Annotated in this window: 23 protein-coding genes and 1 pseudogene; 17 read left to right on the top strand and 7 right to left on the bottom strand. The window is 71.6% G+C overall.

Features of this window, described 5'->3' with window-relative positions; genetic code table 11:
* Positions 1 to 2,359: ATP-binding protein (locus ACNAW0_RS26820; protein ID WP_416290795.1), on the top strand; the 2,359-nt coding region annotated here is incomplete at its 5' end.
* Positions 2,356 to 2,913 (top strand): response regulator, encoded by a 558-nt coding sequence (locus ACNAW0_RS26815; RefSeq protein WP_416290794.1) that lies wholly within the window; start codon positions 2,356 to 2,358, stop codon positions 2,911 to 2,913. The genes ACNAW0_RS26820 and ACNAW0_RS26815, both read left to right, overlap by 4 nt.
* 140 nt (positions 2,914 to 3,053) lie before the next feature.
* On the opposite strand, the gene ACNAW0_RS26810 is transcribed toward ACNAW0_RS26815, so the two are convergent.
* The gene (locus tag ACNAW0_RS26810) at positions 3,054 to 3,386 is read right to left on the bottom strand and encodes an STAS domain-containing protein (RefSeq protein WP_416290793.1); all 333 of its coding nucleotides are present in this window, start codon (positions 3,384 to 3,386) and stop codon (positions 3,054 to 3,056) included.
* Between the two features lie 202 nt (positions 3,387 to 3,588).
* Between ACNAW0_RS26810 and hemL the strand changes: the two genes are divergently transcribed.
* The 8 genes from hemL (at position 3,589) to ACNAW0_RS26770 (ending at position 11,650) form a co-directional block, all read left to right on the top strand.
* Positions 3,589 to 4,926 carry a glutamate-1-semialdehyde 2,1-aminomutase gene (hemL, locus tag ACNAW0_RS26805; protein ID WP_416290792.1) on the top strand — a complete coding sequence of 446 codons (1,338 nt, stop codon included), beginning with the start codon at positions 3,589 to 3,591 and terminating at the stop codon, positions 4,924 to 4,926.
* 6 nt (positions 4,927 to 4,932) lie between these two features.
* A complete protein-coding gene (locus ACNAW0_RS26800; protein ID WP_416290791.1) occupies positions 4,933 to 5,580 on the top strand; it encodes a histidine phosphatase family protein in 648 nt (215 codons plus the stop codon).
* Positions 5,580 to 6,155 (top strand): TlpA family protein disulfide reductase, encoded by a 576-nt coding sequence (locus tag ACNAW0_RS26795; RefSeq protein ID WP_416290790.1) that lies wholly within the window; start codon positions 5,580 to 5,582, stop codon positions 6,153 to 6,155. The genes ACNAW0_RS26800 and ACNAW0_RS26795 overlap by 1 nt, the downstream gene beginning before the upstream one ends.
* On the top strand, positions 6,155 to 7,012 hold the full coding sequence (locus ACNAW0_RS26790; protein ID WP_416290789.1) for a cytochrome c biogenesis CcdA family protein: 858 nt from the start codon (positions 6,155 to 6,157) through the stop codon (positions 7,010 to 7,012). Before ACNAW0_RS26795 ends, ACNAW0_RS26790 begins: the two co-directional genes overlap by 1 nt.
* Positions 7,012 to 8,628, top strand: coding sequence for a cytochrome c biogenesis protein ResB (gene resB / locus ACNAW0_RS26785; RefSeq protein WP_416290788.1), 1,617 nt, complete (start codon positions 7,012 to 7,014; stop codon positions 8,626 to 8,628). Before ACNAW0_RS26790 ends, resB begins: the two co-directional genes overlap by 1 nt.
* Positions 8,628 to 9,632 (top strand): c-type cytochrome biogenesis protein CcsB, encoded by a 1,005-nt coding sequence (gene ccsB, locus ACNAW0_RS26780; RefSeq protein ID WP_416290787.1) that lies wholly within the window; start codon positions 8,628 to 8,630, stop codon positions 9,630 to 9,632. The genes resB and ccsB overlap by 1 nt, the downstream gene beginning before the upstream one ends.
* A 221-nt stretch (positions 9,633 to 9,853) precedes the next feature.
* The gene (locus ACNAW0_RS26775; protein WP_416290785.1) at positions 9,854 to 11,335 is read left to right on the top strand and encodes an AAA family ATPase; all 1,482 of its coding nucleotides are present in this window, start codon (positions 9,854 to 9,856) and stop codon (positions 11,333 to 11,335) included.
* 126 nt (positions 11,336 to 11,461) lie between these two features.
* A complete protein-coding gene (locus ACNAW0_RS26770; protein WP_416290784.1) occupies positions 11,462 to 11,650 on the top strand; it encodes a DUF397 domain-containing protein in 189 nt (62 codons plus the stop codon).
* Positions 11,651 to 11,654: 4 nt separating this feature from the next.
* Here the strand turns inward: ACNAW0_RS26770 and ACNAW0_RS26765 are convergent, their stop codons facing one another.
* Positions 11,655 to 12,125 carry a MarR family winged helix-turn-helix transcriptional regulator gene (locus ACNAW0_RS26765; protein ID WP_416290783.1) on the bottom strand — a complete coding sequence of 157 codons (471 nt, stop codon included), beginning with the start codon at positions 12,123 to 12,125 and terminating at the stop codon, positions 11,655 to 11,657.
* A 64-nt stretch (positions 12,126 to 12,189) separates the two neighbouring features.
* Between ACNAW0_RS26765 and ACNAW0_RS26760 the strand changes: the two genes are divergently transcribed.
* Entirely contained in the window at positions 12,190 to 12,750 is a 561-nt protein-coding gene (locus ACNAW0_RS26760; protein WP_416290782.1) for a carboxymuconolactone decarboxylase family protein, read from the top strand.
* 27 nt (positions 12,751 to 12,777) lie between these two features.
* Here ACNAW0_RS26760 and ACNAW0_RS26755 read toward each other — a convergent pair whose 3' ends face one another.
* Positions 12,778 to 13,650, bottom strand: a complete 873-nt coding sequence (locus ACNAW0_RS26755; protein ID WP_416290781.1) for an alpha/beta fold hydrolase — start codon at positions 13,648 to 13,650, stop codon at positions 12,778 to 12,780.
* Between the two features lie 176 nt (positions 13,651 to 13,826).
* Between ACNAW0_RS26755 and ACNAW0_RS26750 the strand changes: the two genes are divergently transcribed.
* Both ACNAW0_RS26750 and mqnP read left to right on the top strand, forming a co-directional pair.
* Positions 13,827 to 15,287, top strand: coding sequence for a menaquinone biosynthesis decarboxylase (locus ACNAW0_RS26750; protein WP_416290780.1), 1,461 nt, complete (start codon positions 13,827 to 13,829; stop codon positions 15,285 to 15,287).
* Positions 15,287 to 16,201, top strand: a complete 915-nt coding sequence (gene mqnP, locus ACNAW0_RS26745; RefSeq protein ID WP_416290779.1) for a menaquinone biosynthesis prenyltransferase MqnP — start codon at positions 15,287 to 15,289, stop codon at positions 16,199 to 16,201. The genes ACNAW0_RS26750 and mqnP overlap by 1 nt, the downstream gene beginning before the upstream one ends.
* A gap of 15 nt (positions 16,202 to 16,216) precedes the next feature.
* Here the strand turns inward: mqnP and ACNAW0_RS26740 are convergent, their stop codons facing one another.
* Positions 16,217 to 17,221 (bottom strand): terpene synthase family protein, encoded by a 1,005-nt coding sequence (locus ACNAW0_RS26740; RefSeq protein ID WP_416290778.1) that lies wholly within the window; start codon positions 17,219 to 17,221, stop codon positions 16,217 to 16,219.
* A gap of 169 nt (positions 17,222 to 17,390) precedes the next feature.
* Here ACNAW0_RS26740 and ACNAW0_RS26735 point away from each other — a divergent pair, with 169 nt between their 5' ends.
* Positions 17,391 to 18,035 carry a UbiX family flavin prenyltransferase gene (locus tag ACNAW0_RS26735; RefSeq protein ID WP_416290777.1) on the top strand — a complete coding sequence of 215 codons (645 nt, stop codon included), beginning with the start codon at positions 17,391 to 17,393 and terminating at the stop codon, positions 18,033 to 18,035.
* A 30-nt stretch (positions 18,036 to 18,065) separates the two neighbouring features.
* Here the strand turns inward: ACNAW0_RS26735 and ACNAW0_RS26730 are convergent, their stop codons facing one another.
* Positions 18,066 to 18,335 carry a BldC family transcriptional regulator gene (locus ACNAW0_RS26730; protein ID WP_416290776.1) on the bottom strand — a complete coding sequence of 90 codons (270 nt, stop codon included), beginning with the start codon at positions 18,333 to 18,335 and terminating at the stop codon, positions 18,066 to 18,068.
* Between the two features lie 269 nt (positions 18,336 to 18,604).
* Between ACNAW0_RS26730 and ACNAW0_RS26725 the strand changes: the two genes are divergently transcribed.
* From ACNAW0_RS26725 to ACNAW0_RS26715, 3 genes are read left to right on the top strand one after another with little or no spacing between them, the layout of a single operon-like run.
* Positions 18,605 to 19,066, top strand: coding sequence for an Lrp/AsnC family transcriptional regulator (locus ACNAW0_RS26725; protein ID WP_416290775.1), 462 nt, complete (start codon positions 18,605 to 18,607; stop codon positions 19,064 to 19,066).
* A 29-nt stretch (positions 19,067 to 19,095) separates the two neighbouring features.
* Complete coding sequence (locus tag ACNAW0_RS26720) at positions 19,096 to 20,001, top strand: SDR family NAD(P)-dependent oxidoreductase (protein ID WP_416290774.1); 906 nt, start codon at positions 19,096 to 19,098, stop codon at positions 19,999 to 20,001.
* A gap of 22 nt (positions 20,002 to 20,023) precedes the next feature.
* On the top strand, positions 20,024 to 21,115 hold the full coding sequence (locus ACNAW0_RS26715) for a PLP-dependent cysteine synthase family protein (protein ID WP_416290773.1): 1,092 nt from the start codon (positions 20,024 to 20,026) through the stop codon (positions 21,113 to 21,115).
* A gap of 74 nt (positions 21,116 to 21,189) precedes the next feature.
* Here the strand turns inward: ACNAW0_RS26715 and ACNAW0_RS26710 are convergent, their stop codons facing one another.
* Positions 21,190 to 21,810, bottom strand: a complete 621-nt coding sequence (locus tag ACNAW0_RS26710; RefSeq protein WP_416290796.1) for a putative glycolipid-binding domain-containing protein — start codon at positions 21,808 to 21,810, stop codon at positions 21,190 to 21,192.
* Between the two features lie 125 nt (positions 21,811 to 21,935).
* A pseudogene (locus ACNAW0_RS26705) lies at positions 21,936 to 22,133 on the bottom strand (hypothetical protein); the annotation flags it as partial.

Genomic DNA, 22,133 nt, shown 5'->3' with positions numbered 1-22,133 from the left:
CCGCAACATCGCCTCGGTGACCACCGCGGTGGCCAAGGGCGACCTGGGCCAGAAGATCACCGTCGACGCGCAGGGCGAGATCCTCGAACTGAAGAACACCGTCAACACGATGGTCGACCAGCTCTCCTCGTTCGCCGACGAGGTGACCCGGGTGGCCCGCGAGGTCGGCATCGAGGGCAAGCTGGGCAGCCAGGCGCAGGTCAAGGGGGTCAGCGGCACCTGGCGCGACCTGACCGAGAACGTCAACCAGCTCGCCTCGACGCTCACCACCCAGCTCCGCGCGATCTCCCAGGTCTCCACCTCGGTGACCCGGGGCGACCTGACCCAGCGGATCAACGTCAAGGCGCAGGGCGAGGTCGCCGAGCTGAAGGACAACATCAACCAGATGATCGTCACCCTGCGGGAGACGACCAAGAAGAACGCCGAGCAGGGCTGGTTGGACTCCAACCTGGCCCGGATCGGCGGCCTGCTGCAGGGCCAGCGCGACCTCGGCGAGGTCTGCCGCATGATCATGATGGAGGTGACCCCGCTGGTCGACGCGCAGCTCGGCGCGTTCTTCCTGGTGGACAGCTCCGAGGGGAGCATGCGGCTGCGGCTTACCGCCTCGTACGGGTACGTGGCGCGGGGCCACGAAGTCACCTTCGGGCCGGGCGAGGGGTTGGTCGGGCAGGCCGCCCTCTCCCGGCGGACCATCCGGGTCAACACCCAGCCCGACGGGCGCCTGGTGCTGCGCTCCGGGCTCGCCGACACACCGCCGGTCGACCTGGTGGTGCTGCCCGTGCTGTTCGAGGGCGAACTGCTCGGCGTGATCGAGTTCGCCGGCGTGACCACCTTCTCCGAGCTGCACCTGTCGTTCCTGGAGCGGCTGGTCGGCACGATCGGCATCGCGGTCAACACCATCCAGGCCAACCGGCGTACGGAGGAGCTGCTGGCCCAGTCCCAGCGGCTGGCGCACGAGCTGCAGGAGCAGTCGGCGGAACTCCAGCGCACCAACGCCGAGCTGGAGGACAAGGCCAAGCTGCTCTCCGAGCAGAAGACCAACATCGAGACCCAGAACCGGGAGATAGAGCTGGCCCGCCTCGGCCTGGAGGAGAAGGCGCAGCAGCTCACCCGCGCCTCGGCGTACAAGTCGGAGTTCCTGGCGAACATGAGCCACGAGCTGCGTACGCCGCTCAACTCCCTGCTGCTGCTGTCGCGGCTGCTCGCGGAGAACCCGGACCAGAACCTCACGCCGAAGCAGACCGAGTTCGCCCGTACCATCCACAGCGCCGGCTCGGACCTGCTCTCCCTGATCGACGACATCCTCGACCTGGCCAAGATCGAGGCAGGCCGGATGGACGTGGAGCCGACCGAGATCCGGTTCTCCGAGCTCCGCGGCTACGTCGAGCAGGCGTTCGCGCCGCAGGCCGAGGAGAAGGGCCTCGACTTCCAGGTACGGGTCAGCAAGGACCTGCCGCCGGCGCTGGTCACCGACGCCCAGCGGCTGCAGCAGATCCTGCGCAACCTGCTCTCCAACGCGGTGAAGTTCACCGACAACGGCGCGGTGACGCTGCGGATCGCACCGGCCGCCGACAACGCGGTCTTCGACGTGCCGGCGCTCACCAACGCCCGGCGGGTCATCGCCTTCACGGTGATCGACACCGGCATAGGCATCTCCGACGACAAGCTGTCGCTGATCTTCGAGGCGTTCCAGCAGGCCGACGGGACCACCAGCCGGCGGTACGGGGGCACCGGGCTGGGCCTGTCGATCAGCCGGGACCTGGCCCGCCTGCTCGGCGGCACGATCACCGTGTCGTCGGCGCCCGGGCAGGGGTCGACCTTCACCCTCTTCGTACCGGACGTGCTGGCACCGGACGCGGTGGTGGCGCCGGCGCCACCCTCGCCGAGCCGCGCGGGCCTGCCGTCGTCACTGCTCATGCCGATGGAGCTGCCCCAGCCGCAGGAGACTCCGGCGACCCGACGGCTGGAGGGCGTGACCGTCCTGATCGTCGACGACGACGTCCGCAACGTCTTCGCCCTGACCTCAGCATTGGAACTTCATGGGATGACCGTGTTGTACTCGGACAACGGGGCGGACGGCGTCCGCCAGCTGGCCGAGCATCCGGAGGTGGACATCGTGCTAATGGACGCGATGATGCCGGATCAGGACGGGTACGAGACGACCCGGCAGATCCGCCGCCACCATCGCTTCGCGGACCTGCCGATCGTCTTCCTCACCGCGAAGGCGATGCCAGGTGACCGGGAGTCGGCGATCACGGCCGGCGGCAGCGACTACATCACCAAGCCGGTGGACCTGGACGAGCTGATCGAGATGATGGCGTCCTGGATCGGCCGGAGCCGAGGCGAGGAGACGTCGTGACCCAGATGGCCAAAGCCCTGCTGGTGGACGACCGGCGGGAGAACCTGATGGCCCTGGAGGCGATCCTCCAGGGGCTTCCGGTGCAGTCGGTCGCCGTGGAGAGCGGCGAGGCGGCGCTCAAGCAACTCCTGGTCGACGACTTCGCGGTGATCCTGCTCGACGCCCAGATGCCGGACATGGACGGCTTCGAGACGGCCACCCACATCAAGCGGCGGGAGCGGACCCGGCACGTACCGATCATCTTCCTCACCGCGGCGGATCGGGACGCCCAGCTCGCCCTGCGCGGTTACGCGGCCGGCGCGGTGGACTACCTGACCAAGCCGTTCGATCCCTGGGTGCTGCGGGCGAAGGTGTCGGTCTTCGTGGAGCTGTGGGTGAAGACCCGCCAGCTCGCCGCCCAGTCGGACCTGGTGCGGGAGCGGGACGCCCAGTTGCGGGTGCTCACCGACGCGGTGGACGAGGCGACGGCACTGCTGCACGCCGACGACGGCCCGGAGTCCCGGGAGCGCGCGGTGAACATCCTGGAGCAGGCCCGCTGGGGCAACCCGACCTGACGCCGCGGGCCCTGGGCGACCGCTCGTCCGCCACCGCACCCCCACCACCTGACCCCGCCCCTCGGCTCCACGTTGTTGATCAAGGAGGTTGCGTCAGAAATCCGACGCAAACGCCTTGATCAACGCGGAAGGGTGAGGCGTCAGATGGCGGTTTCGTTGCGGATCATCAGGGCTGAGCGGAGGCCGGTGATGTCCAGGACGCGGAGCAGGAAGTCGCCGACGTTGCTCAGGACCAGCAGGCTCTGGGCGTGGCTGGCCTTACGGCTCAGCACCACGAGGGTGCCGAGCCCCTGTGAGTCACAAAAGGTCACCCCGCCCAGGTCGAGCGCGATGCGCGGTGGAGGCTCGGTCAGCATCTCGTTGACGACGATCGACAGCTTGGCGGCCGTGAGCATGTCAATCTCACCGGCGAGACGAAGCACAGCTTCATCGCCCGTCCGGTGTACCGTGATGGACAGTTCGGCACGATCCACCCGGTCAGCCTATCGCGATCTCGACCAGAGGGCCCGCCGAGGCGACCGCGGTCGCCGGCCCCTGCTCAAAGGGCGAGCGTGACCTCGCCAACTCCCGATAGGCGAGCGTGAGCTCGCCAGCTCCCGAAGCGCGTGAGCCCGGTAACCCCCGGAGCGGGGTGGCTGCCGTTCAGCCACCCGACGCTGACACAATGGCGGCATCGTGAGCGATTTCATTTCCGCCGGATCCGGCCGCTATCCGGCCGACGCCCCGGCCTCCGAGGCCCTGTTCGACCGCGCCCAGGCCATCGTGCCCGGCGGGGTGAACTCCCCTGTGCGCGCGTTCCGTGCCGTGGGCGGCACGCCGCGTTTCATGGTGCGGGGGGAGGGTCCCTGGCTGTTCGACGCCGACGGTCGCCGCTACGTCGACCTGGTCTGCTCCTGGGGGCCGCTGGTCCTCGGCCACGCCCACCCGGCCGTGGTCGAGGCGCTCCGGGAGGCCGCCGCGCTCGGCACCAGCTTCGGCACCCCGACCCCGGGCGAGGTCGACCTGGCGGAGGAGATCGTCGCGCGTACCCCGGTCGAGCAGGTCCGGCTGGTCAACTCGGGCACCGAGGCGACCATGTCGGCGATCCGGCTGGCCCGCGGCTTCACCGGCCGCGCCAAGATCGTCAAGTTCTCCGGCTGCTACCACGGCCACTCCGATGCGCTGCTTGCCGCCGCCGGCTCCGGCGTGGCCACCTTCGGCCTGCCCGACTCGCCCGGCGTGACCGGCGCCGCCGCCGGCGACACCATCGTGCTGCCGTACAACGACCTCACCGCCGTCGAGGCGGCCTTCGCCGCCGAGGGCCCGCACATCGCCGCGATCATCACCGAGGCGGCCGCCGGCAACATGGGCGTGATCGCCCCACGCGACGGCTTCAACCAGCAGCTCGCCCAGATCGCCCACGCGTACGGCGCGCTGCTCATCGTCGACGAGGTGATGACCGGGTTCCGGGTCTCCCGCGCCGGCTGGCACGGCCTCGACCCGTCCGACGCCGACCTGTGGACGTACGGGAAGGTCATGGGCGGTGGCCTGCCCGCCGCGGCGTTCGGCGGCCGGGCGGAGATCATGGCGAAGCTGGCCCCGGCCGGCCCGGTCTACCAGGCCGGCACGCTCTCCGGCAACCCGCTGGCCTGCGCCGCCGGGCTGGCCACGCTCCGGCTCGCCGACGACGCCCTCTACCGCAAGCTCGACGAGACGGCCGCCGTCGTGGGCAAGCTCGCCACCGAAGCGCTGGCCGCCGCCGGGGTGCCGCACCGTCTCTCGTACGCGGGCAACATGTTCTCGATCTTCTTCACCGACGCCGAAGTGGTCGACTACGACAGCGCCCGCACCCAGCAGGTGCCCGCGTTCAAGGCGTTCTTCCACGCGATGCTCGCCGCCGGGGTCTACCTGCCGCCGAGCGCCTTCGAGTCGTGGTTCGTGTCGGCGGCGATCGACGACGCCGCCCTGGATCAGATCGCCGACGCCCTCCCTGGCGCGGCGACGGCGGCAGCAGCGGCGGGACACGGAGGGTAAGAGGTCGTGAGCGAGACGGTGGTCCACGTGCTGAGGCACGGCGAGGTGCACAATCCGGACGGCATCCTCTACGGCCGGCTGCCCGGTTTCCGCCTCTCCGAGCTGGGCGTCCAGATGGCCAAGGCCGCCGCCCAGGCACTCGCCGACAAGACCGTGGTGCACGTGGCAGCCAGCCCGCTGGAACGCGCGCAGCAGACCGCCGAGCCGATCGCCGGGCACTTCGGCCTGTCGGTCGGGGTGGACGAGCGGCTGATCGAGAGCGCCAACTGGTTCGAGGGCAAGAAGGTCTCGCCGGGCGACGGCTCGTTCCGCGACCCGCGCAACTGGTGGGTGCTGCGCGACCCGGTCACCCCGTCCTGGGGCGAGGCGTACCGGGCCATCGCCGAGCGGATGTTCGCCGCCCTGCACGCCGCCCGGATCGCCGCCGAGGGGCGTGAGGCCGTGCTCGTCTCCCACCAGCTTCCCATCTGGACGCTGCGCCGGTGGGTCGAGCGCAAGCGGCTCTGGCACGACCCGCGCAGGCGGCAGTGCGGGCTGGCCAGCCTCACCTCCTTCCACTTCGACGGCGCCAAGGTCGTCGGCATCGGCTACTCCGAGCCGGCGGCCCACCTGGTCTCGATATCGGCGACGGCCCGGACAGCCAAGGGGGCCTGATGCTCACCCGGAGGCTCGCCGCCGCCATGCTCGCCGCCGCCACCGCCGGTGCGGCACTGGTCGGCTGCTCCTCCGGCAACGAGGAGAGCCGCTGTACGAGCGACGGCCGCACCGTCACCTGCGCCCCCGACCAGCGGTCGAAGACCCCGAAGGTGAGCGGTGAGCTGCTCGCCGGCGGCAGCTACGACGTCTCCCGCGACCGCGGGCAGGTGGTCGTGGTCAACTTCTGGGGCTCCTGGTGCGCGCCGTGCCGGGCCGAGGCCGACGACCTGGAGGCCACCTACCAGGCCACCAAGGCGTCCGGGGTGACCTTCCTCGGCATCAACGTGCAGGACAGCAAGGACAAGGCGATCGCCTTCGAGGAGGGCCGGGTCACCTACCCGAGCCTCTTCGACCCGGCCAGCCGGCAGGCGCTCAACTTCGACATCCCCCCGAACAGCACGCCGGCGACGGTCGTGCTCGACCGGGACGGCCGCATCGCGGTGGTGATCCGCCGGGCCGTCACCCAGGACGAGCTGCGACCGATCGTCGAGAAGATCGCCGCCGAGCAGCCGGCGCCCAACGGGTCCCGCTGATGGGCGAGACCTTCCGCCAACTCGCCGAGTCCGGCCCGCTGCTGCTGGCCGTCGGCGCGGCGGCGCTCGCCGGGCTGGTCAGCTTCCTGTCCCCCTGCGTCCTCCCCCTGGTGCCCGGCTACCTGTCCTACGTCACCGGCCTGGCCGGCGCCGACCTCGAGGGCCGGGCTGCAAGGAAGGGCCCCCTGTTAACGCCTCCGGTAGAGGAGGGGGCCCCCGTTAACACCGATGGGGGCGGGGTCGCCGTCGCCGCACCCCCGGCCCGGCCGCCGGCCGCCGTCAAGGGGCGGGTGCTGGCCGGCACGCTGCTCTTCATCGCCGGTTTCACCGTCGTGTTCACCACCACCGCGGTCGTCGTCTCCAGCGTGGGCAAGCTCTTCTTTCAGCACGAGCGGACCTTGGAGATCGTCATCGGCGCGCTGGTGGTGGTGCTCGGCCTCGGCTACCTCGGGGTCGTTCCCGGCCTCCAGCGCGAGTTCCGGATCCAGCGGCTGCCCGCCGCCGGCCTGCTCGGCGCTCCCGTCCTCGGCATGGTCTTCGCGCTGAGCTGGGTGCCCTGCACCGGTCCGACGCTCACCGCAGTGCTGGGCATGGCGACCGTGGAAGGCAAGACCGACCGGGCGGTGCTGCTCGCCGTGGCGTACTGCCTCGGGTTGGGGATACCGTTCCTCGTCTTCGGGCTGGGCTTCCACCGGCTGCTCGGGGTGTTCCGCGCCGTCCGGCGCAACAGCCGTTGGGTCACCCGGATCGGCGGCGCCCTGCTGATCCTGATCGGCCTGGCGCTGGTCACCGGCGGCTGGCAGAACGTCGTGATCTGGTTGCAGACGCACGTGGGTACGGGGGAGGTGAGCATCTGATGACGACGGTCGACGACCGTCCGGCGGCGCCGTCCGCTCCCCGGCGGCGGGTCAACCCGGTGCTCGCCCTGCTGCGCAACTCGTGGCGGCAGCTCACCAGCATGCGTACCGCACTGATCCTGCTCTTCCTGCTCGCGGTCGCCGCCATTCCCGGCTCGGTGCTGCCGCAGCGGGGGGTCAACCCGGAGAAGGTCAACCAGTGGTTCGTCGACCACCCCGACCTGGCCCCGCGGCTGGACCAGCTCGGCATGTTCGAGGTCTTCGGCTCGGTCTGGTTCTCCGCGATCTACCTGCTGCTCTTCACCTCGCTGGTCGGCTGCATCCTGCCCCGGGCCCGCGACCACGTCCGCGCGTTGCGGATGAGGCCGCCGGCCGCCCCGAAGCGGCTCGACCGGCTGCCGCAGCACGCGGTGCTGGAGGCGCCGGCCACCACCGACCCCGAGGCGATCGCGGCGGTGCTGCGCGGCCGCCGCTGGCGGATCGTGGTACGCGGCAACGAGGTCTCCGCCGAGAAGGGCTACCTCAAGGAGACCGGCAACCTGCTCTTCCACGTCTCGCTGGTCGCTGTCCTGCTCGGGGTCGCGGTCGGCTCCTGGTACGGCTGGCACGGCAACCGCATCCTGGTGGCCGGCGAGGAGAACGCCTTCTGCAACACCCGTCAGCAGTACGCCGAGGCATCGCTCGGTCCCCGGGTGGACAGCGCCGACCTGCCCCCGTTCTGCCTCACCCTGGACCGGTTCGAGGCGGCGTACCTGCCCTCGGGGCAGCCCTCCCGCTACTGGGCCACGGTGACCGTGGACCACCTGGACGAGGGGCCGACGCGCACCGCGGGCTTCTCGGTCAACTCGCCGCTGCGGCTCGGCGCGGCCAACGTCTACCTGCTCGGCAACGGGTACGCCCCGATCCTGAGGTACACCGACCGCTACGGCCGCAGCCAGACCAGCGCGGCGCCTTTTCTGCGTACTGGCGACCCAAACGCGACCGAGGAGGGGGTGGCCATCTTCCCGGACGCGAACCTCGACCCGAAGACCGGCGCGCGCGCCCCGGACCAGCAGGTCGCCTTCGACGGGCTCTATCTGCCCACCACGCCGGACCAGGCGCCGTTCGTCGCGTCGCAGTTCCCCGAGGAGCGCAACCCGGCGGTGAATCTGCGGGCCTACCGGGGCAACCTCGGGATGGACGCCGGCATCCCGGGGTCGGTCTACCAGCTCGACCAGCGGCAGATCGACAAAGGCAAGCTGAAGCTGATCGACAACAAGGTGCTGCGCCTCGGCGAGAGGTGGACCCTGGACGACGGCAGCACGCTGGAGTTCCTCGGCACCAAGCCCTACATCACCATCTCCGTCCGGTACGCCCCCGGTCAGACGCTGATGCTCGGCGCCTGCGTGACGCTGCTGCTCGGCCTGATGGGCTCGCTGTTCGCCCGGCGGCGGCGGGTCTGGTTCCGGGTTTCGCCCCCCGAGGGTGGATCTCCGACGAGCGGTAGTAGCTTGGTGGAGGCCGGTGGGCTGCCGCGCACCGAGCATCCGGGGTTCGCCGACGAGTTCGCGCAGCTCGTCGCCGCGGTCAGCGACGACGGGCGGGCCGATCGGCGGGCGCGAGAAGGAGACGAGTGATGTCTGCACTCTCCGACCAGCTGGTCACGTACGCGATCCTGGCGTACCTGGTTGCGATGATCAGCCACGCTGTCGAGTACGCGCTGGGGAACGCCCGCGCGGTGGCGGCGAAGGCCGCCGCCCCGGCCCGGGAGCTGGTCGGCGCCGGTGTCGGCGGCGCGGGTGGCACGGCCGAGGCGTCCGCCGCCCCGGCCGAGACCGCGCCAGCCTCCCCGGCCGGCGCCCGGCCCAGCCGCTCGGCCGCGCGGGCCACGCTGGCCGGGGAGATCGCCACCTGGGTCACCGCGCTTGCCGTCGTGCTGCATCTCGGCGCGGTGCTCACCCGGGGCCTCGCCGCCGAGCGGATGCCCTGGGGCAACATGTACGAGTTCGTGCTGACGGTCACCTTCATCGGGGCCGCGGCGTGGTTGGCGGTGCTCTGGAAGCAGCCGTCGCTGCGCCGGCTCGGGCTGTTTCTGACCCTGGTCATGGTGCTGCTGCTGGCGTTCGCCGAGCTGAAGCTCTACGTGCAGGTCACGCCGCTGATGCCGGCGCTGCAGTCGTACTGGTTCGTCATCCACGTGTCGACGATCATCTTCGCCTCCGGCATCTTCCTGCTGGGCGTGGTGCCGGCCGCGTCGTACCTGATGCGGGCCGGCTGGGAGCAGGGGCGGCGGAGCTTCCCGTACACCCTGGCTCGGCGGCTGCCGGCGGCGGCCGGCCTGGAGCGGCTGACCTTCACGCTGCACGCCTTCGCCTTCCCGATCTTCACCTTCGCGGTGATCGCGGGAGCGATCTGGGCCGAGGCGGCCTGGGGTCGGGCCTGGGGCTGGGACCCGAAGGAGACCTGGGCGTTCATCTCCTGGGTGGTGTACGCCGGCTACCTGCACGCCCGGGCCACCCCGAGCGTCAAGCGGAACGTGGCCACCTGGATCTCGATCCTGGGCTTCCTGACCATGCTGATGAACCTGTTCGGGGTCAACTTCTTCTTCACCGGCCTGCACTCGTACGCCGGCATCAACTGATCCTCGTCCGGTCTTCCCGCGACGAGGCTGTGGGCGCGGTGATCCACTCGATGCCGCGTACATGGCGGCATTCGGCCTCGCCGAGACCACCACATCCCGCACACGGAGTTGATCAAGGCTAGTCGGGGCGGACAGATCCCGAAGGGTGTCATCCACACCCCGAGCAAAAGGTAGGACTACACTTCTAAGAACTGTAGTTCTATGAAATGCGGTGACCCCAGGTGACTCAACTGTCGAAGCCGAAGGGGATCTTCGACCGGGACGTCGAGTGGGCGGAGCTGACCCGCTTCGCCGCCGACGAGCGCCCGGGCGCGACCCTCGGGGTCGTCAGCGGCCGACGCCGCCAGGGCAAGACGTTGCTGCTCTACGAGCTGGCTCGGGCCACCGACGGCTTCTACTTCGGGGCCACCGAGGCCACGGCGGCGGAGTCGCTTCGGCGCCTCGGCGAGGCGCTCGGCGCCTACACGGGCGCGCCGGGGCCGGTTCAGCTGGCCGACTGGGGTTCAGCGGTGGATGCGCTGCTCGCCCTGGGGCGGGACCGTCCGGTGACGGTGGTCATCGACGAGTTCCCGTATCTCGCGCGCGCGGCCCGCGACCTCCCGTCGATCATCCAGCACGCGCTCACGCCCGGACGGCCGGAACGCACACAGTCACGTACCCGTCTGCTGCTGTGCGGATCGGCCCTGTCCTTCATGGGTGGCCTGCTCGCCGGGTCCGCGCCGCTGCGGGGCCGGGCCGGCCTGGAGCTGCCGGTGCAGCCGCTGGACTATCGGGCCGCCGCGGCCTTCTGGGGCATCGCGGACCCGTTGCTGGCCGTGAAGGTCTTCTCCATCGTGGGTGGGACGCCGGCCTACCGGCGCGAATACGTCCAGGACGATGCGCCGGACAGCCCGGAGGACTTCGACAGTTGGGTGGCGCGGGCGGTCCTCAACCCGGCGCGTCCGTTGTTCCGGGAGGCGCGTTACCTGCTTGCCGAGGACCCCGATCTGCGGGACGTCGCTCTCTACCACTCCGTGCTGGCGGCAGTCGCCGAAGGCAACGCCAGCCGTGGCGGGATCGCCGGCTACATCGGGCGCAAGGCGAACGACCTGCAACATCCCCTGACCGTGTTGGAGGACGCCGGCCTGCTGGTGCGGGAGCCGGACCCACTCCGGAGCGGACGCAGCAGTTACCGGATCACCGAACCGCTCATCACCTTCTACCAGGCCGTCATGCGACCCGCCTGGACCGCGCTCGAGCAGCGTCGTGGCGGGGACGTCTGGCGCCGCTCGAAACGCCGCTACACCAGTTCTGTCCTCGGTCCCCGGTTCGAGGAGATCGTCCGGCAGTGGGCCATCCGTTTCGCCGACCTCGATGTCTTCGACGGCATCGTCGCGGAGGCCAGTGCCGCGACCGTGACGGACCCGTCCACCCGGACCAGCCACGAGCTGGATCTCGTCGCGCTCGGTGAACCGCCGCTCGGTGACGGACCGCGCCCGCTGCTCGCGATCGGCGAGGTGAAGTGGGGCCGGCGGCTGGGTCAGGTGGACCTGGAGCGGTTGCGGCGCGTGCGGGAGCTGCTCGTCCACCGCCCCGGGATCGACGCCACCCGCACCCACCTGCTGCTGGCGAGCGGGGAAGGATTCACCGACGAGCTGCGGCGAGCAGCCGCGGACCGACCCGATGTCGTTCTCGTCGACGCGGCCTGCCTCTATTCGGACTGACGGACGTCCCCGGACCGGCCGGCCGCCGGGCGGCACCTTCGAGTGCTCTACAGCATCGAGGGTGGTTCTCCACATCTCTTCCAGGGCCCGGCAGCCGATCGGCCTGATCGAGGAGATCTTGAAGCCATGGACCTGACCGGCGCCCACTGGCGCAAGTCCACCCGGAGCGGCAACGACAGCGGCGCGTGTGTCGAGGTCGCCGACAATCTGCCGGGCCGGGTGCACGTACGGGATTCCAAGGACCGCGCCGGCGCGGTATTGACCTTCTCGCCGAGCGCCTGGCGGGCCTTCGTGGAGCTGGCCCGCAGCCAGTGAGAACTCACCCACCGAACCAGCCGGGTACGTCGAGGCGGAAGACTTCGGCCGGGGCCATCCGGTGCAGGTCGTCCTCCAGCGCCGCGACCCGGTCGGCGCCGAGCTCCGCCACCCAGCGGTCCCGGAGCTGGTCGAAGACGACCGCGGAGCGGCGCAGCCCGTCCCGCCCGTGCGCGGTCAGCCGGACCAGCTTGCGGCGCGCGTCGGCAGGGTCGTCGGCGCGTTCGAGGTAGCCGAGCGCGACCAGCCGATCGACGGTCTTGCCGGCCGCCTGCTTGGAGACGCCGAGGCGCTGGCCGAGGTCGGAGGCGGTGGTGCCGGTCGGGCCGACGGCCTGGAGGACGAAGCCGTGCGCGGGGCGCAGGTCGGGATGCCCCTGCCGGGCCAGCTCGGCGTGCAGGTCGTCGATGAGCGTACGGAAGCCGGCGAGCAGGAGCAGGGGGAGCGCGAAGCCGGGGCGGTCAGGGGTTGCCACGTTCGTCAACCACGTTTACTGTTTCGTCAACCACGTTGACTACCGTATCCCGGGAGGGCTCGGCATGTCCCGACGCGTCTTCACCGCCCACACCCTCGACACCGCGCCCGCCGCCGTCCGCGCCACCATGGCGAGCGTCCACCGCAAGCTCAGCGGCCTCCCGGCCGCCGTCGCCCTGATGGCCGAGTCCCCGGAGCTGCTCAAGGGCTTCCTCACCGTCAACGCCGTCTTCGAGTCCACCGACCTGGACCCGGTCGCCCGCGAGGTGGTGGTGCTGACCGTCGCCACCCGCAACGAGTGTCACCTCTGCGTGGCCATGCACACCGCCGCGCTCGCGCGACAGAATGCCGATCCGCAGTTGATCGACGCCCTGCGCACCGGGACGGACCTGCCTGACGCGCGGCTGGAGGCGCTGCGCCGGTTCACCCTGGCTGTGCTCGATCACCGGGGCGCGGTCCCGGACGACGACCTGGACGCCTTCCTGGACGCCGGCTGGCAGCCGCGGCACGCGCTGGACGTGGTGCTCGGCGTCGGGACGTACACCATCTCCACCTTCGCCAACCGGCTCACCGACGCCCCGCTCGACCCGCCGCTGGTCGCGTACGCCTGGGAGCCCGTCGCCTGACCGGTGTAGGCCTCGCCGCCGGTGGGTTCAGCCGCGGAGGAACGGCAGCAGCAGGGCGGCCAGCTCCGCCGGGCGCTCCTCGAACAGCCAGTGACCGCAGTCCTCGACCACCTCGCCGGTGACCGTGTCGGCGTACCGGCGTACCTGATCGGCGACCTGCGGGCCGAGGCTGGCCTGGGCGCCGACGGCGAGCACCGGCATGGGCAGCCGGGTCGACCGGTACGCCGCGTTGTCCGCGATGTCCTGACCGAACGCCCGGAAGTAGCCGAAGCTGGCCCGCAGGTGCGCCTCGTCGCGCAGGTGCCGTGCGTACTCCTCGATGTCGTCCGGGCCAAGGCTGCCCTTGTTGACCATGATCGAGTCGCTGAAGCGGTCTACCCAGAGCGCCTCCCTGCCGGCGACGAGTTGCTCGGGCAAGCCGTTGGGGACGTTGAAAAAGCCGAAGTTCCACACTGCCGGGCCGGCGGCGGTCAGCGCCGGGATGGTGTAGATGCTCTCGTCGGGGATCGGCGCCTCGGTGAGTACCAGCCGGGCGACCCGGTCGGGGTGGGCGGCGGCGTAGGCGTACGCGACCATGGTGCCCAGGTCGTGGCCGACCAGCCGGATCTCCCCGGCCAGGCCGAGCCCGGTGAGCAGCCCGTGCAGCTCGGCGGCGACGGTCTTCTTGTCGTACCCACCGGGCGGGGCATCGCTGTCGCCGAAGCCGCGCAGGTCGGGGGCGACCACCTCGTACGACTCCGCCAGCTCCGGCAGCAGGTGTCGCCACATCCGCCAGCACTGGGGGTAGCCGTGGAGCAGCACCACTGTGGGCCCCCGGCCGCCCCGCACATAGTTCCACGTCACGTCGCCGACCCGGGCCCGCTGCTCGGTGAATCCCGCTGGCATCCGTCCGTCGCCCATGTCACCCTCCGCCCTGGTCCGGCCGCTCGACTACCCCGCCGACCGTCGCCCATGCCAGTGCCGCTCGACGTCAAGAGGGGGCAATGCTCTGCCGGAGGCGTTGAGAGGAGACCCTTCCTTTCACGTCACACCACCCGGCGTGGGTGCGGCGGTGGGCGGTGCGAGAGACTGACGGTATGGCGGGTCGTGGGTTTCCGTACACCGATCTCAAGGAGTTTCTCGCGGCGCTGGAGCGCGCGGGCGAGCTGCGGCGGGTGAGCGTACCGGTCGACCCGACGCTGGAGATCAGCGAGATCGTGACCCGGACGGTGCGGGCCGGCGGGCCGGCGCTGCTGTTCGAGCGGCCGACCCGGGGCGAGATGCCGGTGGCGATCAACCTGTTCGGCACCGAGAAGCGGATGGCGATGGCGCTCGGCGTCGACTCGCTGGACGAGATCGGCGAGCGGATCGGCGGGCTGATCAAGCCGGAGCTGCCGGTCGGCTGGTCGGGCATCCGCGAGGGCCTGGGCAAGGTCATGCAGCTCAAGTCGGTGCCGCCGCGCAAGGTCAAGACCGCACCCTGCCAGCAGGTGGTCTACCGGGGCGACGACGTCGACCTGAACCGGCTGCCCGGCCTGCAGGTCTGGCCCGGTGACGGCGGCGTCTTCCACAACTTCGGGCTGACCCACACCAAGCACCCGGAGACCGGCAAGCGCAACCTCGGCCTCTACCGGCTCCAGCAGCACAGCCGGAACACGCTGGGCATGCACTGGCAGATCCACAAGGACTCCACCGCCCACCACGCGGTCGCCGAGCGGCTCGGCCAGCGGCTCCCGGTCGCCATCGCGATCGGCTGCGACCCGGTCGTCTCGTACGCCGCCACCGCGCCGCTGCCCAGCGACATCGACGAGTACCTGTTCGCCGGCTTCCTGCGGGGCGAGCGGGTGGAGATGGTCGACTGCCTGACCGTGCCGTTGCAGGTGCCGGCGCACGCCCAGGTGGTGCTGGAGGGCTACCTGGAGCCCGGCGAGCGGCTGCCCGAGGGGCCGTTCGGCGACCACACCGGTTTCTACACCCCGGTCGAGCCGTTCCCGGTGCTGCACGTCGAGACGATGACCATGCAGCGCGACCCGGTCTACCACTCGATCGTCACGTCCAAGCCGCCGCAGGAGGACCACGGCCTCGGCAAGGCCACCGAGCGGATCTTCCAGCCGCTGCTCAAGCTGATGATCCCGGACATCGTCGACTACGACCTGCCGGCCGCCGGGGTCTTCCACAACTGCGCGATCGTGTCGATCCGCAAGCGCTACCCGAAGCACGCGCAGAAGGTGATGAACGCGATCTGGGGCGCGCACCTGATGTCGCTGACCAAGCTGATCGTGATCGTCGACGAGGACTGCGACGTGCACGACTACAACGAGGTCGCCTTCCGCGCGTTCGGCAACGTCGACTACGCCCGCGACCTGCTGGTCACCGAGGGGCCGGTGGACCACCTCGACCATTCTTCGTACCAGCAGTTCTGGGGCGGCAAGGCGGGCATCGACGCCACCCGCAAGCTGCCCGCCGAGGGCTACACCCGGGGCTGGCCGGAGGAGATGAGCATGTCCCCCGAGATGGTCTCGCTGGTCGACAAGCGCTGGAAGGAGTACGGGATCTGATGGCCGCCGTCGCCGAGGCTCCGGTCGAACGCCCGAATCGGGTGAGGTCCTTCCTCAAACTGGTCGCGATCGAACACTCCGTCTTCGCGCTGCCGTTCGCGTACCTGTCGGCGCTGACCGCGATGTGGGTCGACGGCGGGCGCATCCGCTGGGTCGACCTGCTGCTGATCACCGTGGCGATGGTCGGGGCGCGCACGTTCGCCATGGCCGCCAACCGGATCCTCGATCGGCGGATCGACGCGCGGAACCCGCGTACCGCCAAGCGGGAGCTGGTCACCGGGGCGGTGAGCCTGCGGACGGCCTGGACCGGCGCGGCGGTCGCGCTTGTGGTCTTCCTGGCCGCCGCCGCCTGGCTCAACCCGCTCTGCCTGGCGCTCGCGCCGCTCGCCGTGGTGCCCTTGGTCGTCTACCCGTACGGCAAGCGGTTCACCAACTGGCCGCACGCGATCCTGGCGATCGCCCAGGCGGTCGGGCCGGTCGGCGCCTGGCTCGCGGTCACCGGCACGCTCGACGGGTCCGGGCCGGCCTGGCTGCTCGGCGCCGCCGTCGGCCTCTGGATCGGCGGGTTCGACCTGATCTACGCCTGCCAGGACGCCGACGTCGACCGGCGGATCGGGGTGCACAGCGTCCCCGCCCGGTACGGGCTGCGCTTCGCGCTGCACGCCTCCACCGTGGCGCACGTGGTGACCTTCGCGCTCTTTCTCTGGTTCGGCGCGCTGGTCGGCTTCGGCTGGCTCTGGTGGATCGGGCTGGCGCTCACCGCGCTCGCCTTCGGCTACCAGCACCTGGTGGTCAGCCCGACCGACCTGAGCAAGGTCAACCGGGCCTTCTTCACCGCCAACGGCTTCGTCGGCATCGCGCTGTTCGTGTTCGCCCTGCTCGACCTGGTGGCACGCCTCGGCCTGCGGCCCTGACCCCCGCCGCGGCTGTTAACAGGGGGCCCCTGCTCTACCGGAGGCGTTAACAAGGGGCCCCTCCTTACCGGCCGGGTAGCGGGCGCTTTCCAGCGTCCAGTCGACCGTCCCCCGGATCGCGTTGGCCACCCCGTCGAGATGGGCGGCGACCGACTCGTCCAGCGCCGGCCCGAAGGACGGCACTGCGGCACGCAGCGCCATGAAGCGGGCCATCTCGCTCCGCCAACGGTCGGCGACGAGCGCCACCGCGGTCGTCACCGGCACACCCCGCTCGGCGGCCACCGCCAGCACCAGGTTGTGGCCCCCGGCGGTGAGCCGGTCCCGGTCCAGCGAGGCGACGTCGTTGAACCAGGAGAGCAGGTCGTTGGCGAGGTCGGCGAGCCGGCGCAGCGCGGGGTGGTGGTAGACCGCGTCGGGCAGCGGCCGGCCGGCCGCGAACTCGATCAGGGGGTACGACACGTACGCCGCCGAGGTGGCCCGGCGCAGCTCGACGTACTCGTCGACCCCGGGTGACCGGCCGGCGGTCCGGGCGACCGCCTCCCGCCAGGCGCCGTCGAGATGGTGGGCGACGGCACCCGCGAAGCGGAGCCGCCAGCGGGCCGGCATCCGGCGCCGGGGCTCCCGCCACGCCTGCACCAGCAGGCGGCGCAACGGACCGGAGAAGCCGGGACGGCGGGCCCGGGGACCGTCCCGGAGCAGGGCGATCGTCCCGTCCCGCAGCGCCCGGATCCGCGCCGGGTCCGGCCGCCCCGACCCGTCGCAGAGGTCGTCGACCAGGAAGAACCAGGTGAACAGGGCGGTCAGTACGCGCAGGTCGGGCTCGCTGGTGCCCGGGTAGAGGCGGCCGGCGTACCGGGCGAAACCGGCCCGGGCCAGCCGATCCCGGGCGGCGGCGTCCCCGAGCAGGCCGAGCCGGTCGAGCTGGTCGGCCAACCACTCCTGCACCGGCTCGGCGTGCGGGGACGATCGGGGCGGGATCGGGCAGTCGGACCGAAGTGACCGGAGCACCGCCTCCGTCATCACCGATCCCCTCCATCGACGTGGGTCGCCGACGGAAGCATGGCAGGTCGCCGACGTTCCCGATGGCCGGGTGGACAACGCTGCTTGTCGTGGGACAAGCGGGACGGTCCGGAAGTGCCGCCCGGGGGTGGCCGCTCGGCCGTCCGGCCGACCAGGCACGCTTGACGGCATGCGCGAACCATGGGTGGTGGGCGTCTCTGGGGCCTCCGGCACGCCGTACCCGGCCGCCGTCGTCCGGGGCCTGCTCGACGCCGGTGAGGCGGTGGACCTGATCGTCTCCCGGGCCGCCCGGTTGACCATCCTCGACGAGACGGGACGCCCCTTCCGGGACGCGCACTGGGCCGACGACCTGGCCGCCTGGCTGGGCCGCGATCTCGCCGACGCGGACGTGCGGTTCTGGCCCGCCGGCGACCTGGCCGCCGGACCGAGCAGTGGCTCCTACCCGGTACGCGGGATGGCGGTCGTCCCGGCCAGCACGGCGGCCTGCGCCGGCATCGCGATCGGGCTGTCGAAGGACCTGTTGCAGCGCGCCGCCGAGGTGAACCTGAAGGAGCGGCGGCCGGTGGTGGTGGTGCCGCGGGAGACTCCGGTGACCCGCAGTCACCTGGAGCACCTGATCGCGTTGCACGACGCCGGTGCCGTCGTGCTGCCCGCGAGCCCCGGCTTCTACGGTGCCGGCGCGACGGCCTCCGCCGAGCAGCTTGTCGACTTCGTGGCCGGCAAGGTGCTGGACGCGCTCGGTGTGCCGCACACGCTCTTCCGGCGCTGGTCGGGTGAGCTGGCGGCGGCCCGACGGGACGCGGACCGCGCCTGACGGTCGGTCCGCGTGCCGATCGGCACCGGATCAGTACATGCTGCCGGCGTTCGCCGGTCCGGGGCCGGTCGATGCGGTCGGGCCCACGTTGCGCGGTCTGCCCATCTCCTCCGCCTCCTCCAGCATGCCCTCCCCCTCAAGCAGGGCCCGCACCTCGGATTCCCGAAACCGGCGATGCCCGCCTGGAGTCCGGATGCTGCCTATCCGGCCGGCCGCTGCCCATCTCGTCACGGTCTTCGGGTCAACCCGAAACAGCGCGGCGACTTCACCCGGTGTCAGCAGGCGATCTCCAGTGTCCACAGCCCCCTCCTCGCGTCGACGAAGCCCCCGGCTGAACACACTGCCCCCGGCCGGTGCGAGCCCAGAGCCGTCATGAGGGACGTATGGCAATTACAGCACCAGCGACCTGGCCTGTCCGCCAAAACGCGAAAAACGCACGTAGTGAGAAGTTAGTAAATGTTAGCGGCCCAGAACTCCTCTGACCACGGGTTTGTGAACCCGTAGACGTCGTCATGTTCAACTGATGCCGACCGTCGGCCGTTACGCCCGAAGGGATAGGGTCACTCTCCGTGGACGCGATCGACCTCAACCTCGTGGAGTTGCTGCGCGGCAACGCCCGCCTGTCGTACGCCGAACTGGCCCGCCAGGTCGGCCTGTCCGCCCCGGCGGTGCACGAGCGGGTCGGGAAGCTGGAGTCGAGCGGGGTCATCCGGGCCTACCGGGCCGAGGTGGAGCCGGAGGCGATCGGGCTCGGGGTCACCGCGCTGATCGGCATCGTGGAAGACTCCACCGCCGACACCGACGGCGTGCTGGAGGCGTTCCGGCAGATGCCCGAGATCGAGTCCTGCTACTTCATGGCCGGAGTCGAATCCTTCCTGCTCAAGGCCCGGGTCGGCACCATCGCCGAGCTGGAACAGCTGATCGTCCGGCTGAACCGGACGCCGGGGGTGGCCTCCACCCGCACCGGCATCGCCCTGTCGACGAAGTGGGAGAACCGCCCCCAGCCGATCGAGCCGCCCGCCGCGGGCTGACGGGTCCGGGTGGGCTCCAGGAGACCTTGATGGCCCCGGGTGACGGCGATCCGCGCTGGCCGCACCTGGTGCGGCCGCGGGTGCGGCGACACCGTGCGCCGACGACGATCCCCTTCCGGGGTGCGGCCGTGGTCACCGGGGCGGCCGGCGGGCTCGGCCGGGCGATCGCCGCCGCGCTGCACGCCGACGGGTGGTCGGTGCTGCTCACCGATCTGGACGCCGCGGCGGTGGCCGCCGCCGCGGCGCCGATCGGTGGCTGGTCCCGACGGCTCGACGTCCGGGACGAGGCCGCCTGCGCCGAGGCCGCCGTGGAGGCGGCGGGCCGGGCAGCGGGCGGGCTCGGGCTCTGGGTGAACAACGCCGGCCTGTTGGCCACCGGCCCCTCCTGGACGCACGACGCCGCGACCCGGCGGCGGCTGGTCGAGGTGAACGCGCTCGGCGCCATGACCGGGACCCTGGCGGCCCTGGCGGTCATGCGCCGGCAGGGCCACGGGCACGTGCTCAACGTCGTCTCGCTGGCCGGGCTGATCGCCGCCCCCGGCGAGACCGTCTACGCGGCCAGCAAGCACGCCCTGCTCGCGTTCAGCCTCGGCACCCTGGCCGACCTGCGGATGGCCGGCGTCCGGGGCGTACACGTCTCGTGCCTCTGCCCGGACGGGATCTGGACGCCGATGCTGCACGACAAGCTCGACGACCCCGGGGCGCTCGCCTCCTTCACCGGGTCGATGCTCACGCCGGAGCGGGTGGCCGCGCGGGCGGTGCGGCTGGCCCGCCGCCCGCGCCCGGTGGTGAGCCTGCCGCGCTGGCGCGGCGCCCAGGTCCGGCTCCTCGACACCTTCCCCCGGCTCGCCCTGGCCGTCACCCCGCTGGTCCGGGCCGCCGGCCGGGCCGGCCAGCGTCGGCAGGCCCGCCGGGCCGACCCGGACGCGACCTGACCTCGCTTGTAACGTTGCCGGCGTGACTCAACTCGACCGGTGTGACGAGGCCAGCCGAACCTGGGTGACCGAGGCGATCGGCACGGTCGAGGCGGACGCCAACCGCTCCGCCGACACCCACCTGCTGCCCTTCCCGCTCCCCCGGGAGTGGGGGATCGACCTCTACCTCAAGGACGAGTCGGTGCACCCCACCGGCTCGCTCAAGCATCGGCTGGCCCGCTCGCTCTTCCTGTACGGGCTGTGCAACGGCTGGATCGGCCCGGAGACCACGATCATCGAGGCGTCGTCCGGCTCGACCGCCGTCTCCGAGGCGTACTTCGCCCGGATGCTGGGGCTGCCGTTCATCGCGGTGATGCCCGCCGCCACCTCGCCCGAGAAGATCGCCCAGATCGAGTTCCAGGGCGGCCGCTGCCACCTGGTCGATGACCCGGCCAAGGTGGTGATCGAGGCCCGCTGGCTCGCCGAGGACACCGGTGGGCAGTTCATGGACCAGTTCACCTACGCCGAGCGGGCCACCGACTGGCGCGGCAACAACAACATCGCCGAGTCGATCTACGCGCAGCTCGCGCTGGAACGGCACCCGGTGCCGGCGTGGATCGTGGTGGGCGCCGGGACCGGCGGCACCAGCGCCACCATCGGGCGGTACGCCCGCTACCGCCGGCTGCCCACGAAGCTCTGCGTGGTCGACCCGGACAACTCCGCCTTCTTCCCCGCCTGGCAGGCCGCCGACTGGTCGGTGCGGACCGACCGGGGCTCCCGGATCGAGGGGATCGGCCGGCCCTGCGTCGAGGCGTCCTTCCTCCCGTCGGTGGTGGACCGGATGGTCCAGGTGCCGGACGCCGCGTCGCTGGCCGCCATGCGGGCCGGATCGGCGGTGCTCGGCCGCCGGGTGGGCGGCTCCACCGGCACCAACCTGTGGGGGGCGTTCGGGCTGATCGCGGAGCTGCTCGCCGCCGGGCGGACCGGGTCGATCGTCACCCTGATCTGCGACGCCGGGGACCGCTACGCGGACACGTACTACGCCGACGAGTGGGTGGCCGCCCAGGGCCTCGACCTCGCCCCCCACCTCGCCACCATCGACCGCTTCCTGGCCACCGGCGCCTGGCCCGCTTGAAAGGAAGGGCCCCCTGTTAACGCCTCCGGTAGAGAAGGGAACCCTTCTCACGACGGATGGGGCGCGGCGCGGGGTCAGCGCGGGTCGATCCGCTCGGCCAGGCCGGGGTAGCGCACCACGAAACCGTTCGGGTCGATGTCCAGGTCGGCGGCGAAGGTGTCGCTGGCGAAGCGGACCCGGCCCGGCCCGAGCGAGGTGTAGACCTGGTCGGCCGGGAGCACGGCCAGGCCGGGCAGCAGCACCCAGGCCACGCTGACCTGCCGGGCGTGGTCGGCCGGGGTTCGGCCCAGTCCGATCCGGCGTACCGGGAGGGTGTTGAACAGCGGGGAGCCGCTCAGGTCGACGTCGAGCGCGGCGGCCAGCCGGTCCGGTTCGTCGGTGCCCGGCAGCCCGGCCGGCTGGTGGCCGGCCGCCCGCAACGCCGCGTCCAGGTCGCCCTCCTCACCGGTACGCACCCGCCACCCGTCCCCGGCGCGTTCCAGGCGTACGCTCCGCGTCCAGCCGGCCCCCTCGACCTCGGCCTCCAGCAGGTTGGCGCACCAGTCCGCACCAACCGTCAGGTGGTAGCGGCAGGTGTACGGGATGGGGTCCACGGCCAGCACCACGCCCCGCGCGAGGAGCCCCTGACGGTCGTCGAATACGACATGCTCGGATCCCGCTGTGTCGGTCCTGGACCAGAAGAGTGCCTTCGGCATGCTCGGCATGAAGCGGACGTTACGCCACCCGACGGACACCGGCACGGGATGCGGAAACGCCGCCGCCGAGTGGCTCGACGACGGCGTCCGTCAGGTTTCCCGCCGCTCTTCGGCGGGAGCGGGCCTCAGTGGGTACGGGCCGCCGGGCGCCCGCCGAAGCTGCGCCGGTCGTCGCGCGGCCGGTCGTCCCGGCCCCGCCCCTCCGCGCGGAACCCGCCCCGGCGATCCGTCGGCCGAAGGTCGCCGCCCCGGTCACCGAAACGTCGGTCGCCCCGGCCGTCCCGCTCGCCGAAACGTCGGTCGCCCCGGCCGTCCTGGTCGCC

Source organism: Micromonospora sp. SL1-18, from assembly GCF_047921505.1.
In the GTDB taxonomy this organism is placed as follows: domain Bacteria; phylum Actinomycetota; class Actinomycetes; order Mycobacteriales; family Micromonosporaceae; genus Micromonospora.
This window is presented reverse-complemented; position numbering and strand designations above follow the sequence as displayed.